The sequence below is a fragment of the Pseudomonadota bacterium genome (genome assembly GCA_037200975.1).
In the GTDB taxonomy this organism is placed as follows: domain Bacteria; phylum Pseudomonadota; class Gammaproteobacteria; order Steroidobacterales; family Steroidobacteraceae; genus CADEED01.
Map to the genome: position 1 here is coordinate 3,001,054 of JBBCGI010000001.1, position 12,742 is coordinate 3,013,795.

Annotated in this window: 14 protein-coding genes; 10 read left to right on the plus strand and 4 right to left on the minus strand. The window is 64.2% G+C overall.

The annotated features are described in order from the left end of the window. The first annotated feature begins 32 nt into the window (after window positions 1-32). From WDO72_13575 to WDO72_13590, 4 genes are all read left to right on the plus strand, one after another. A complete protein-coding gene (locus tag WDO72_13575) occupies window positions 33-935 on the plus strand; it encodes a hypothetical protein (protein MEJ0086711.1) in 903 nt (300 codons plus the stop codon). Between the two features lie 114 nt (window positions 936-1,049). After that, the gene (locus tag WDO72_13580; GenBank protein ID MEJ0086712.1) at window positions 1,050-1,937 is read left to right on the plus strand and encodes an alpha/beta hydrolase; all 888 of its coding nucleotides are present in this window, start codon (window positions 1,050-1,052) and stop codon (window positions 1,935-1,937) included. Window positions 1,938-2,045: 108 nt separating this feature from the next. Next, entirely contained in the window at window positions 2,046-3,182 is a 1,137-nt protein-coding gene (locus WDO72_13585; GenBank protein MEJ0086713.1) for an ABC transporter permease, read from the plus strand. Window positions 3,183-3,186: 4 nt separating this feature from the next. Then, window positions 3,187-4,377, plus strand: a complete 1,191-nt coding sequence (locus WDO72_13590; GenBank protein MEJ0086714.1) for an ABC transporter permease — start codon at window positions 3,187-3,189, stop codon at window positions 4,375-4,377. A 123-nt stretch (window positions 4,378-4,500) separates the two neighbouring features. On the opposite strand, the gene WDO72_13595 is transcribed toward WDO72_13590, so the two are convergent. Next, a complete protein-coding gene (locus WDO72_13595; GenBank protein MEJ0086715.1) occupies window positions 4,501-5,148 on the minus strand; it encodes a hypothetical protein in 648 nt (215 codons plus the stop codon). Between WDO72_13595 and WDO72_13600 the strand changes: the two genes are divergently transcribed. Beyond that, window positions 5,135-5,803: a TetR/AcrR family transcriptional regulator gene (locus tag WDO72_13600; protein ID MEJ0086716.1), complete on the plus strand. Its 669-nt coding sequence runs from the start codon at window positions 5,135-5,137 to the stop codon at window positions 5,801-5,803. The genes WDO72_13595 and WDO72_13600 overlap by 14 nt on opposite strands. A gap of 50 nt (window positions 5,804-5,853) precedes the next feature. Here the strand turns inward: WDO72_13600 and WDO72_13605 are convergent, their stop codons facing one another. Continuing rightward, window positions 5,854-6,150, minus strand: coding sequence for a hypothetical protein (locus WDO72_13605; protein MEJ0086717.1), 297 nt, complete (start codon window positions 6,148-6,150; stop codon window positions 5,854-5,856). 148 nt (window positions 6,151-6,298) lie between these two features. Beyond that, window positions 6,299-6,724, minus strand: coding sequence for a hypothetical protein (locus WDO72_13610; protein MEJ0086718.1), 426 nt, complete (start codon window positions 6,722-6,724; stop codon window positions 6,299-6,301). 193 nt (window positions 6,725-6,917) lie between these two features. Between WDO72_13610 and WDO72_13615 the strand changes: the two genes are divergently transcribed. Further along, complete coding sequence (locus WDO72_13615; GenBank protein MEJ0086719.1) at window positions 6,918-7,085, plus strand: hypothetical protein; 168 nt, start codon at window positions 6,918-6,920, stop codon at window positions 7,083-7,085. A 140-nt stretch (window positions 7,086-7,225) separates the two neighbouring features. Beyond that, complete coding sequence (locus tag WDO72_13620) at window positions 7,226-9,892, plus strand: protein kinase (protein MEJ0086720.1); 2,667 nt, start codon at window positions 7,226-7,228, stop codon at window positions 9,890-9,892. Window positions 9,893-9,917: 25 nt separating this feature from the next. Here the strand turns inward: WDO72_13620 and WDO72_13625 are convergent, their stop codons facing one another. After that, window positions 9,918-10,898 carry a hypothetical protein gene (locus tag WDO72_13625; protein ID MEJ0086721.1) on the minus strand — a complete coding sequence of 327 codons (981 nt, stop codon included), beginning with the start codon at window positions 10,896-10,898 and terminating at the stop codon, window positions 9,918-9,920. Window positions 10,899-11,012: 114 nt separating this feature from the next. Here WDO72_13625 and WDO72_13630 point away from each other — a divergent pair, with 114 nt between their 5' ends. The 3 genes from WDO72_13630 (at window position 11,013) to WDO72_13640 (ending at window position 12,494) form a co-directional block, all read left to right on the plus strand. Beyond that, the gene (locus tag WDO72_13630; GenBank protein MEJ0086722.1) at window positions 11,013-11,666 is read left to right on the plus strand and encodes an FHA domain-containing protein; all 654 of its coding nucleotides are present in this window, start codon (window positions 11,013-11,015) and stop codon (window positions 11,664-11,666) included. Between the two features lie 92 nt (window positions 11,667-11,758). After that, a complete protein-coding gene (locus WDO72_13635; GenBank protein ID MEJ0086723.1) occupies window positions 11,759-11,983 on the plus strand; it encodes a hypothetical protein in 225 nt (74 codons plus the stop codon). Window positions 11,984-11,990: 7 nt separating this feature from the next. Further along, the gene (locus WDO72_13640; GenBank protein ID MEJ0086724.1) at window positions 11,991-12,494 is read left to right on the plus strand and encodes a hypothetical protein; all 504 of its coding nucleotides are present in this window, start codon (window positions 11,991-11,993) and stop codon (window positions 12,492-12,494) included. Window positions 12,495-12,742: the final 248 nt, after the last annotated feature.

Here is a 12,742-nt window from a genome sequence, read left to right on the forward strand (position 1 = left end):
TGGCCCTGTAGTCGCTGCGGATGAGAACATCCGTGAAGATGAGTAAACCAACTATTGCATTGGTCACCGCGGTAGCCGCGCGTGATCTTGACGAAGACCTGCCCCCGCTGGAATCCGCGCTGCGCAACGCCGGCGCGGACGTGACGATTGCGGAGTGGGACCGGCCGCACGACTGGAGCCGGTTCGACATCGCGTTGCTGCGTTCGACATGGGACTACCCGGATCGGCTGACGGATTTCCTCGGGTGGACGGAAGAAGTTAGCCGGAAGACGGTGCTGCTCAACCCGCTGCCGCTCGTGAAGTGGAGCTCGGACAAGCACTACCTGAACGACCTCGCGAAAAAGGAGGTGCCAACGGTGCCGACGAAGTTCATCGAGCCGGGTGAGCGAGCGGACCTGCGAATCGCGGAGCTGTTGAGCCAGTTCGAAACCCAGGAGTTCGTCATCAAGCCGGCGATCGGCGCGGGCTCTCGCGATGCACAGCGGTTTGGGCGCGAAGAGAAGGCCGATGCAGCCCGGCACGCCCTGCGAATGTTGAACGAGAACCGAAGTGTGCTGCTGCAGCCGTACTTGAGCAGGGTGGATGAGCATGGCGAAACGGCGCTCATCTACTTCGAGGGCGAATTCAGCCACGCGATCCGGAAGGGCCCGCTCCTGAAGCGAAAGGAAGGCCCGACGACCGAACTGTTCGCGAAGGAGACGATCACGGCACGAACGCCGGACGCGGCAGAGCGAAGCGTGGGCGCCCGGGCGCTACGAGCAGTGCCCCTCGATGTTCCTCTCTATGCGCGGGTTGACCTGATACGAGATCAGGCCGGCGAGCCGGTCGTGCTCGAGCTGGAGTTGATCGAGCCGAGCTTGTTTTTTCCGTTCGCCGCCGGGAGCGTGGAGCGGTTCGCGGCGGCGGTGGGAAGGAGAATGAAAGCTGGAAGTTGACGCCACTGCGACAGCTGTACCTTTGCCTTGCGGGCGGGGGGATACGTGGCTTTCAAGGCGCGATCCGCGATCGTGGTACACCTGTTGAGGTCCCGACCTCCTGGAGCACAACTTTTGAAAAGCATCGCGGCGCTCTTGCTCACCTCGTTGGCCGCGGCCGCACATGCGGCACCTCCCGCTCCCACGAAGATCCACGTCAACGGCGTCGACCTGCATTACATCAGTGCCGGTACCGGCGAACCCGTGATCCTGCTGCACGGTGGCCAGGGGGATTACCGCTCCTGGGAGCCGCAGATGGCCGAGCTCTCGCGCTACTACCACGTCATCTCGTACAGCCGCCGCTTCAACTTTCCGAACCAGAATCCACAAACCGCGACTGATCATTCCGCGAAGACCGAAGCGGCAGACCTGTACGCGTTCATCAAGGCCTTGCGACTCAAACGCGTCAATCTCATTGGCACCTCCATGGGCGCGGCGACGGCCTTGACGTTCGCCATCGACAATCCGCGCATGGTGCGCAGGTTGATCATTGCCGAACCGCCCATTCTTGCGATGGCGAAGCGATTTCCCGAAGGCGACGCGCTGTATCAGGATTTCATGACACGAATCCAGAACCCGGCGAGCGCGGCGTTCGCTGCAGGTGATGAGGAGGGCGCGATGCGATTCTTCGTCGACGGTTTCGCGACGCCGGGGCGCTTCGACGCGCTGCCGCCCGAAGCGCGGCTCGGCGTCATGCAGAATGCCGGCTTCTTCAAGATGATGGCGCGCAGCCAGGATCCCTATCCGGACATCCCGCGCGCGAGTCTCCGCCGGCTCAGCATGCCGGTGCTCGTGATCACGGGCGAGAAGACCATCGCCATCCACCGGCGCATCGACGAAGAGTTGTCGCGACGCATCCCTCGAGCCCGATCGGCCACGATTCCGGCGGCCGGGCATGGGTCGCCGCGCGAGAATCCACAAGCATTCACCGAGGTGGTGGATAACTTTCTGACGTCGAGCTGACAAAAAGATCCGGGCGTTCAGAGTTTTGTAGATAGAGGCCGGCGGCGGGCATCACGCGAGCTCGAGCTGGATGTCATCCCGCGCCGGTTCCCGCTAGACTGCCGCGGCATGAAATTCATGCCTCTCGTGTGGGCTGGATTGTGGCGAAGACCAGTTCGCTCGATTCTCACGGCCAGCAGCATCGTCATCGCGTTCGTGTTGCTAGGCCTGCTGCAGGGCGTGAACGCGGGCTTCGACCGGGCGATTGCCGCCGCCAATCGCAATTTCCTCGTCACGGGCACACGGGTTCGCGGTGGCGCGAACATGCCGATCTCGGCCATGACGAAGATACGGAATGTGCCCGGCGTGAAGGCCGTGGCGCCGCGCGCGTACTTCATGCAGGACGACAGCCGCAGCGCGGAATACTCCCTTGCCGCGATCGCTACCGAGCCGGACTTGTTCTTCCGCATGCTGCGCGGCGCGAAAGTCGATCGCAAAAATCTCGACGCCATGCGCCGGACCCGCGCCGGGTTGCTGGCGACCCCCGAGCTGCTGCAAGTCTTGAAATGGAAAGTGGGCGATACGGTCACCGTTCGATCGCGCACGTTGCAGACGAATGGCAACCCGGACTGGACCTTCAACATCCTCGGCACATTCACCATGCCGGAGACTACCTACTTCGGCGTGATCAACTACGACTACCTGGATTCCAGTCGAGCGACGGAACGCAATACCGCTGAAATATTTTATGTCGAGATCCAGGATCCCACCCGGGCCATCGCGACGGCGGCAGCCATCGACCGCATCTTCGCCAATTCGGCGCACGAGTCCCGTACGCGGTCGCAGCAGGAACGCGCCGAAGCTGGCGCCAAGCAGATGGGTGACGTGAGGCTGTTCACCAACGCCATCCTGGGGGCGGTGCTGTTCACGCTGGCCTTCCTGACCGGGAACACATTGCGACAGTCGTTGCAGGATCGCTCCCGCGAGTTCGCGGTGCTCAAGGCATTGGGATACTCCGGCAATCACGTGCTGGGCCTGGCGTTTGCCGAAGCACTGTTGCTCTACCTGCCGCCGGCACTGGTTGGCCTGGGGCTGGCGCGGTTGCTCGCGCCTCAATGGCAGGAAGACTTCGGCTCCATCGTCGTGTCCGCGAAGGTGGCGGTGATGGGGCTGTCATGCGCGGCCATCCTGGCATTTGTCGGCGCGGCATTGCCGGCGTGGACCTTGTCGCGCATGCCGATGGCCGCCGCACTACGCCGGCAGTGAGCGCATGAACTTCTTCAGCCAGACATTTGCGATCACTGCCATGAACCTGCGGAACATCCCGCGCAGGCTCGGCAACTCGCTGGTGATCGTCATCGGCATCGCGGGTGCGGTGGGCGTGTTCATTCCGATCCTGGCCATGTCGACGAGCTTCAGGGCGACGATCGAAGGCGACGCTAACGACGCGCGTGCCATTGTGCTCACGCACCGCGCAACCGCGGAATCCGAGAGCTCCCTGTCTCGCCAGGAAATCGCGACGATCATGGATTACCCGCAGGTCACGAGAGACTCGCGTGGCAGACCCGTGGCGTCGGGTGAAGTCATTCTGGTCGCGCCCGTCTCGCGCAAGCGCGACCACAGCGATGTCAATGTCACGTTGCGCGGCGTAGGTGAACAATACTTCGCGATGCGACCGGAGCTGCAACTGCGCTCCGGCAGAATGTTCGAGTCCGGCAAGCAGGAGCTCGTGGTGGGTGCCGGCGCGGTCTCACAATTCGATGGGCTCGGCATCGGCGAGAACATTCGGCTTCAGGACGGTGACTGGAAGGTGGTAGGCACATTTGCCGGAGGCAACGGTGCGCGCGAGTCGGAAGTGGTTGCCGATGCGCTGACCGTGATGTCTGCGTACAAGCTCAACTACTTCAATTCCCTTACCGTCACGCTGCGCTCACCGCGCGAGCTCGCGGCATTCAACGACGCCGTGGAGCACAGCTCGAAATCGATACTGGTGGCGCGTGGCGAGCCCGAATATCTCGCGACCGCGTCGGAATCGGTCAACCGGGTCCTGCGGTTGGTGGCTTATTCCATCGGCTCGATCATGGCGCTTGGCGGGCTGTTCAGTGCGCTCAACTCGATGTACTCGGCCGTTGCGGCGAGGAGCGTCGAGATGGCAACACTGCGTGCGCTGGGGTTCTCTGCCCTCGCAGTTGCCTTCGGAGTGCTGTTCGAGGCGCTGCTGCTGGCTTTTATCGGAGCGGCCGCTGGAGCCGCGTTCGCCTATCTCTTGTTTGATGGCGCAACCATCAGCACGTTGGGCGGCGCGGTGTGGGACTCGCAACTGGTCTACTCACTATCTATTCCCCCGGCGCTGACGATCGGCGCCGTTCTGCTCGCCTGCGCAGTCGGCTTGGCCGGCGGGCTGTTGCCGGCGATTCGTGCCGCGCGGGCGAACATCGCCGGGGCATTGCACGAGACTTGAGAGCGAGTTGGCTAGCGCTGCCTCTGCCTGGCCCGGCGCCACCCGTACCTCCGGCTCCTCCTGCCGGTGACAATGGTGGCCGTGGTGGAAGCGGATCGCTCGATCCAACCTTGCTGCTGTGCATCAGGGGCGCGATGCGGAGTTGTCAGGTGGACGGTCTAACTGCGTGCGCATCCACGTCGGGAACTCGCGTCCCAGGAATATCTCCTGAAATCGCGATTTGTCTTCGGCGCTGACCCCGTTCTTGAGCGCGAATCGATAGGTCCACGTGACGAGGGTCTTGTCAGGCGCTGGTTGCGTGCGCGCGAACTCGCCGACGGCATAGGCAACGTCGCGAAACTTCGGGCCGGTGTAGTTCCAGACCAAGTACCTGAATCGTGAGCCCGCATCGTTCGATTCGGTGAAGACCACTTCTTCGACGGCGAAGTTACCGTCGGTCTTGCAGACGAGCCTGCGCGCGCCAACGGTGCCATACGGTCCTTCCGAAAGTCTGAACGTGCCGCTGACGCCGGCCAGATCCTTGGTCGCGTCGATGCGCAACGGCCGGTTCGCGGCCTGCAAGACCGCCGCGAGCGGCTGGTCGATGATCTTCTCTTCGGTAACGCTCACCAGCTCGTCGAGTGGCGCGATGTCGGGACGCACTGGATTAATGAAGCCTGCAGGCGGCTCACAGCCCAATCCGGGAACGCCAAACGCCAGGCAGGCGAGCAGGAGTGCGACGCTTTCGCCATGGTCGAGTTTGCGCATGCGCGTTATCTTGCGCACATTCATCGTCGGCGACTATTCGCATATGAAGCGGAATCGGACTGACTCGCTAGATCCCAGAAAAAAGCCGCGGCAGCGTCGCTCGCACGTGACCGTCGACTCGATTTTCGAGGCGACCATTCAGGTTTTGCTGGCCAACGGACTCGATGCGATCACCACGACCCAGATCGCCGCGCGGGCTGGAGTGGGCGTCGGCTCGCTCTATCAATACTTCCCTAACAAGAGCGCGCTGCTTGCTGCCGTGGTCCAGCGGCACGTGGGTGAGGTTGTCGATTCCACGATTGCGGCGTGCCGGTCATGCCACGGCGATGGAATCCGCGAGATGTGCGCGACGATGATGGCTGCGTTCGTCGACGCCAAGACGCGCAGGCCCGAAGTATCGCGCGCGCTTTACCTGCCGTCGGCGGCCGTCAATGCCGACGCCATCGTGAGAGGAGAGTCGATCCGATGCGCCCAGGCCGTCGAGCAAATGTTGGTCACAGCGCGCGACGCGGAGTTTGCGCAGGTACAGATGGTCAGCCGGATGCTGGTTGGCTCAATCGTCACGCCCACTCGGGCGGTCATTGAAAGCGGCGGTGGTCTTGCCGATTTCCAGAGACTCAAGCTGCATCTCACCGCGCTTGCCGTGGGATACCTGAGGGAGATGTCCACGGCGAAGTGAAGCGGCCGCGCCGCTTCTCATTTTCCGGCCTCGGGGTTCGCGGATTTCGGTCAGCCGACTGGTGGCAATTGGGCTTGCGACGACGCTGGCATCAAGCGGCGCCGCTGTTCGGCATGCACCTGCTCGAGAGTCAGGCGAGTCGCTGCCGCCACCGAGTTCAGAACGGGATGCGCGGCGTCGCGTGGCAGAGTGAGTCCATGCGTTCGCTCCCAGGCGCGAATCCGCGCGTCGGGTGCATTGGCAGTTGCCGAAAGCTCCAGCAGTTCAGTTCGACGAACCTCGTCCGAGTGCGCCTGCTCGAGGGCAATTCGAGCGCGAAAGTCAGAAGACAGTTCACCGGGAATCATGGGCATGTGGTTGTGCAAAGCGGAGCTCCAGAGGGTATGGCGCGACAGTCTGCGCGCTCAGGCGGCGGATTGACACCTGCGCGGTCATGCCCGCAGGCGAGGGGGCGCAGCCAAGGCCGCGGTCAATGATTATCGAAAACCGGGGTGCTCAAGGAGCACTCATCGCCAACGCGAATGTGCGCGCGATTTCAGCATTGAGTGAGGCAACCCATTTGTTGTAGTTGCCATGGATCTTGCGCTTCTTTTCATTCGCGTCGAGTTCCCGGCTCGTGACGTAGAGAATCGAATATTTCGTGCCGCTATACGGGATCGAAACCTCGGCGTAATGCACGCCGCGAACCAGGATGCTCACCGAAAGTTTTCCGGGTTCGGCCAGGCGCGGTATCCATTTGCGGTTCGTGCAAGCTTTGATGATGAGCGCCTGGGCTTCGGCGGGCGTGAAGCTCTCGCCGCTCGCCTTGGTGGTAATGGGCTGATCGACGAAGTCCTGGATCGGGTCCGCAATTGCGTACCGAGGCAATGCGCTGATCAGCAGGAGACCAAACAAGGCAAGGATATTGGAGCCTTTCTTCACGGACGATCTCCCTTGTTAGATGCAGGGTCACGATACAGGCCGAGTGCGACAGCTTGCAATCGACAGTTCACAGCATCGTGATTCGAGGCGCGAATAGATAGCTGCTGGTGTTTTGCCGCCGTTGAAGAAGGTGTGTTCCCGGGTGGTGGCGTTGCGCTGATCCGCGCGCTGAAGGCCCTCGAGAAGCTCGAAGGTGCGAACGAAGACCGGACGGTTGCATTCGCATCCCGGCGTAGCTGATTTTCCGCTGCGTCAGATCGTCGAGAATGCTGGCGAAGACGCGGCCATGGTCCTGAAGACCCTCAAGCCGGGCAAGGGTGCCTGCGGTTACAACGCGCGCAGCGTTGAATACGGCGCGTGATCTTCACGCTGGAGAAGCAACCGGGAACGGGTTCGCGGTAGAGTCGCAACGCCAACATGGATCGCGCCCCAGAGCGCCGACCACAGCTCCAGGAGTACGCATGCCAGACATCTCCCCCACCGCCGCGACACGATAAATCGATGCCTGCTCCCGGATCACGCCTCGGCCGCTTTGAAATTCTGGAACTGCTCGGCGCGGGCGGCATGGGCGAGGTCTATCGCGCGCGCGATTCGCGCCTCGGGCGCGAGGTCGCGCTGAAGCTGCTGCCGGAGCAATTCGTGCGCGATACGCAGCGCTTGGCGCGCTTCGAGCGCGAGACGCAGGTGCTGGCTTCGCTCAACCAGCCGAACATTGCCGCCCTGCACGAGATCGTGGTGCTCGAGGGCAGCCACGCGCTGGTGCTGGAGCTGGTCGAGGGCGAAACCCTGTCGGAGCGCATCGCACGCGGCGCATTGCCGGTGCCCGAGGCACTCGGTATCGCAGCCCAGATCGCCACGGCGCTGGACGCTGCGCACGAGCGCGGCATCGTGCACCGCGACCTCAAGCCGGGCAACGTCAAGCTGCGGCCGGATGGCACCGTGAAGCTGCTGGACTTCGGCATCGCCAAGGTGCTGGACCCGACCTCGACAACGGGCAACCCGGCGGATGTCACCCTGACCGCGGCCGAAGCGCCCGGAGGCGCTGCGCGCATTCTCGGCACGCCCGCCTACATGAGCCCGGAGCAGGCTCGCGGCATGGCCGTCGATAAACGCGGGGATATCTGGTCCTTCGGCTGCGTGCTGTACGAGATGTTGAGCGGCGCGCGCGCCTTCGGCGGTGAAGCACCCTCGGATGTGATCGCGAAAGTCATCGAGCGCGAGCCGGATTTCGCCGCATTGCCGGCAGAACTGCCGGGCAGCATCCAGCGGCTGCTGCAGCGCTGCCTGGAGAAGGACCGACGGCGACGGCTGCGCGACATCGGCGATGCACGTCTCGAGCTGCTCGACGCACTCGACCACCCCGGCGGCGAGCCGACTGCGACCGGACCGTTCACTGCCCGGGCCGCGTCGCGCAATCCTTGGGTACGGCGCCGCGTGCTCGCCGCGTCAGTCACGTTCGCCGTGGCGCTGGCCGTTACTGCTGCATGGTTTGCGCAACGGGGCAACGCTCCAGCTCCCCTGGTCACGCGCTTCGCCATCACCGAGCAGAACTATGCCGGAGGTGGGCTGGCGATTTCCGCCGACGGTACGCGCATTGCCTACCTCGACGACCGCGGATTGGTGGTGCGGTCGCGCGACCGTCTGGAGAGCAAGCTGGTCGCGACCAGCAATATCGTCCAGGGCAACCCGTTCTTCTCACCGGACGGGGAGTGGGTGGGTTTCAGGGGTTGGGAGGCGCTCAGGACGGTTCCGGCCAATGGCGGTCCTGTGGCAACGGTGGCAGACCGGCAATCGGCCGCCGTGGGCGTCTGGGCCGGTGACGACATCTTCTTCGCCGGCTCGACCGGACTTTTCCGCACTTCCGCGCGCGGCGGTGCGCCGCCGGTGGCACTGGCAGCACCTGCCGCGGGTGAACAGATCGTCTCCGTGCAAGCGCTGCCCGCCAGGCGGGCGGTGCTGTTCACGGTCATTCCAACGCGCGGCAATGTGTATGGCATGGCCGCCAGCCTCCCGAGTGCGCGCATCGAGGCGCTGGACCTGGTCACTGGCCGGCGGCAAGTGGTGGTGCGCGGCGGCGGTCGGCCGCGATACACCAGCACGGGACATCTGTTGTACGTGAATGGCGGGACGCTTTACGCGGTTCCCTTCGATATCAGTCAGCTGCGGACGCGGGGCACCGCGGTGCCGGTGATCGTCACCGAAGGGCTGCTGGATTACGACGTCTCGGACGACGGGACGCTGATCTACCAGGCTGCGCTGACGAAAGAAGAACGGCAGCTGGCTTGGGTCGACCGGCGCGGTCACGCCACATCGCTCGGCGCACCTGCCATGAGTTACGCCTATCCGCGCGTCTCGCCCGACGGTAGGCGTGTGGCGATCGACGTGATGGACGCGGCGGATCGCGACATCTGGATGTGGGATATCGGCCGCCGCACGCTCGAACGCTTCACCAAGGATCCCACCGGCAATCCGATCGTCACCTGGAGTCCGGATGGCAGCCATCTTGCCTTCGGCAGTGAACGCAGCGGCGTCTCGAACGTGTATCGCCAGGCATCCGACGGCAGCGGCGAACCCGAACGTCTGCTCGCAAGCGATGCGCTGCAGATGCCGATCAGCTACACACCCGACGGGCGGCTGCTGGTCTCCGTCGACGTGGCGGGCCAGCAGCGCGACATTTACCTCATGACGCTCGACGGCCAGCGCAAGAGCGAGCCGCTGATCCACGGCCCGGCCAATGAATTGTGGGCGGAAGTCTCGCCCGACGAGCGCTGGGTCGCGTACGACTCGGACGAGTCCGGCCAGTTCGAGGTGTATGTGCGGCCCTACCCGAATGCGTATCAAGGCAGTCGCTGGCAGGTTTCCGCCGCGGGTGGGCGCCAGCCGGTCTGGTCGCGCGATGGCCGCGAGCTGTTCTATCGCAATTTCAGCGGCGCGCTGATGTCCGTTCCCGTGGCCGCCGGTCCGGGCTTTGCGCCCGGCCGTCCGGTCCGGCTGTTCGAAGGCACCGGTTACACCGGTGCGGGCTCGCAAGGCAGTGGCCGGACCTACGATGTTTCGCCGGACGGCAGCCGTTTCCTGATGGTCCAGACCGGGGAGCAGTTCAGCACGCCGCTCGTGGCCGTGCTGAACTGGTTCGAGGAACTCAAACGGCTCGCCCCCGTTCGCTAGTCAGGCGGTAGTTAGTCGGCGCCCGTTAGAAAGGCGCTCCCTTCTGGCTGAGATACACCTGTCCATCTGCGCCGTAATACAGGCGCTGCTGATCCCAGGAGAGCGAAGGCCTGGTTTCGGCCGATCCGGCCGTAGAGAAGTGGAACACCGCGCTGAGGTTGCGCGGCGTGGACCACGTGCCCGTGGTCGTCGCGCGCGTGGACATGAAGATGTCCATGTTGCCGTCGCGGTTGGAGGCGAACACGATGATCAGGCCGTCGCGGCTGACATTCGGCTGCTGGTCCTCGAAGGTCGTGTTCAGCTCGGTGACCGGCACGCCGGGACCGTAGGTGCCGTCGGGCCGCAGCTCGCTGACGAAGATATCCTGGCTGCCGGTGGCAGCCACACCATCGTGATTGTTCGAAAAGTAGAGGAGGCTGCCTTCAGGGGTGCCGAGCAGCGACGGGCTGAATTTCGTGCCCACGGTGTTCGGACCGTCGGGATAACAGGCCAGGCGAAGCGGATCGCCGTGGCCCTGCATCTGCAGTGCACTGCCGTCGCCAGCGACCTGCACGGTGTAACGCGTCACGAAGATGTCCGATCCGGTGAGGCCAGGCATCGCTCCGGGTGCGCCGCACTTGTCCGCCCCGTCCCGCGTGGACACGAACATCAGCCAGTCGTCCTTGCCAGGCATCGGGCAGAAGTCGTTGGCTCCATCAACGCTGACCGGCGCTCCGAGCTTGGTCCTGAGGTCGTAGGTGTTGGTCAATGCGTTGCGCCGCAAGGCCCAGATGTCCAGACCATTCGTGTCGGCGGGGCCCGCTGCGGTGTACAGCAGCTTGCCGTCGCGCGTTTCGATGGGGCAACCGCCCGGAGCCACGGCGACGGGCGAACTCCATTCCGGCGGCGGGGGCGGGGGCGGCGGTACCACCACCGGGGGCGCTGCAGAATCATTGTCGTGCCCACAGCCGGCCAGCAGACCAGTCGTTACCATCGCCACCAGGCCAATCCGGAAAATCCTGTTCATGCTTGCCTCACCGTGGAAATGTTTGAGCGGGGGTGTTGCGGCCGATACTTGCACCCGGCGTAAGATCAGTCGGGGCGAAACCCGGGCCGAAACAGGACTGAATCGGGGCGAGGCATGATGCGTTTCGGCAAGTTCGAGTTTGATCCGGTGACACGGCGGGTCAGGCGCGAAGGCATGGACATCCACCTGACGCCCAAGGCCTTCGAGCTGCTGGCCGCGCTGCTCGATGGGGCGCCGCGAGTGGTATCAAAACGCGAACTGCACGCGCGGCTGTGGCCAAGTGGTGTGGTGGCGGACGCGACGCTGGTTGCGCTGATCAAGCAGCTGCGCGCGGCGCTCGACGACCGTGACCGTACTGCGCCGCTGATCCGCACCGTACACCGCGTGGGCTATGCGCTGGAGATGCCGCTGGCGCAGCGCGAGCCGGCGCTGCCGTCCGTGGCCGCCCGCTGGCTCACTCTTGGACAGCGACGGCTGTCACTAGCTACCGGCGAGAACATCGTCGGCCGCGACGAGGCCGCGAGCGTACGTCTCGACGACCCGATGGTGTCGCGCCGGCACGCACGCATCCTGGTGAGCGGTTCGGGCGCACTCGTCGAGGACCTCGGCAGCAAGAACGGCACGTTCGTCGATGGCCAGCAGATCTCCGCCGGTCCGAGGCCGCTGCGTAACGGCGTCCAGCTGGCCTTTGGCACCGTGCGCGTCGTTTACGGTGAATCGGGCAACGGCATGCCCACGCTCACCCAGGCCGGACCGGCTGATCCGTAGAAGTAGATAGTCTTCCCGACGGTTCAGTCTTCGTTGCGAATCTGGTTATCGCCCAGCGCTGTGGGGGTTTGATGTTGGCGTCTTTCCTGATCATGGCCGTGGCTCAGTCCGCGGCATTCCAGCAGGCAGAAGCGTTCGCACCTGCGGAAGAGCCGGCGTTGCCCGAGATCGTGGTCGTCGGCAGGATCCCGCGCTGCCGGCCCGCGCCAGGCGATCCGCTCGACAGCGTCGATCTGGTAGCGGCCGCGGCTCAGTCGCGGCAGCAGGTCATCAAGCGCGACCCGGCGACGGGTGCCATGGGCGTTTTTTCCCGATGACGATCCGGTGACGGGACCGGGCGTCTGGCAGCGGGCGGGCGTGCGTATGGACCAATACGTGTTTCGCGTTCCGCTGGACGGCAAGCCGCTCTGCATCGGCGCGCGAAGCAAGAAGTCACCCGGATGGGGCCAGTTACGGCAGGTGGTCGATGCGACGCCGTATCACGGGAAAACCGTGCGTGTGACGATGTGGGCCGCATCTCGCGAAGCGGGCCGCGTCTGGTTCTGGGTTGCCAGCGGTCGCGAAGCAAAGGAAGGCAAGCTGCCCAAGGTATCGCGCCAGGCCGACATGGCGGCAGAGAGCGGCAGCTTCGAGTTTCGCGGTTCACGCCGCTGGACGCCCGTCAGCCTGACGATGGGCCCCGTGCGATGCGACCAGGAGAAATTGAGCTTCGGATTTCTCCTCGACGGCCCCGGTGACCTGTGGATCTATCAGCCCGAGTTGCAGGTGATTGGCGAGCTCACCGAGCGCGAGGCGGAACGCGAATGCCGCTCGCTCGGGAATCGCTGATCTTCCTCATGAATCCCGGCAACCCGGGTGACTCCAAACGGTCGGCATTCGCATCCCTACGCGCTAGATAGAAGAGCCGCTGCCGCACGCTGTCGGTAAGGGCTCCGCGTCTGCCAGTGCAGAACTATCGCGTTGCATCAATCGCTTCTCGGCGGGTTTTCGCTCTGGAAGTGAGAGAACTACGCGGGTCGCGACACATAGATAGATAGACGAGGGGTCTCGAAGAACAACTAACGACCCTGTGGCTG

Bases quoted from the DNA above. Each gene is read 5' to 3' on its own strand.
- WDO72_13635 (MEJ0086723.1), top strand. From the start codon at position 11,759: ATGGCCGTGGCTCAGTCCGCGGCATTCCAGCAGGCAGAAGCGTTCGCA.
- WDO72_13595 (MEJ0086715.1), bottom strand. From the start codon at position 5,148: ATGAATGTGCGCAAGATAACGCGCATGCGCAAACTCGACCATGGCGAA.
- WDO72_13585 (MEJ0086713.1), top strand. From the start codon at position 2,046: ATGAAATTCATGCCTCTCGTGTGGGCTGGATTGTGGCGAAGACCAGTT.
- WDO72_13630 (MEJ0086722.1), top strand. From the start codon at position 11,013: ATGATGCGTTTCGGCAAGTTCGAGTTTGATCCGGTGACACGGCGGGTC.
- WDO72_13590 (MEJ0086714.1), top strand. From the start codon at position 3,187: ATGAACTTCTTCAGCCAGACATTTGCGATCACTGCCATGAACCTGCGG.
- WDO72_13625 (MEJ0086721.1), bottom strand. From the start codon at position 10,898: ATGAACAGGATTTTCCGGATTGGCCTGGTGGCGATGGTAACGACTGGT.
- WDO72_13605 (MEJ0086717.1), bottom strand. From the start codon at position 6,150: ATGATTCCCGGTGAACTGTCTTCTGACTTTCGCGCTCGAATTGCCCTC.
- WDO72_13620 (MEJ0086720.1), top strand. From the start codon at position 7,226: ATGCCTGCTCCCGGATCACGCCTCGGCCGCTTTGAAATTCTGGAACTG.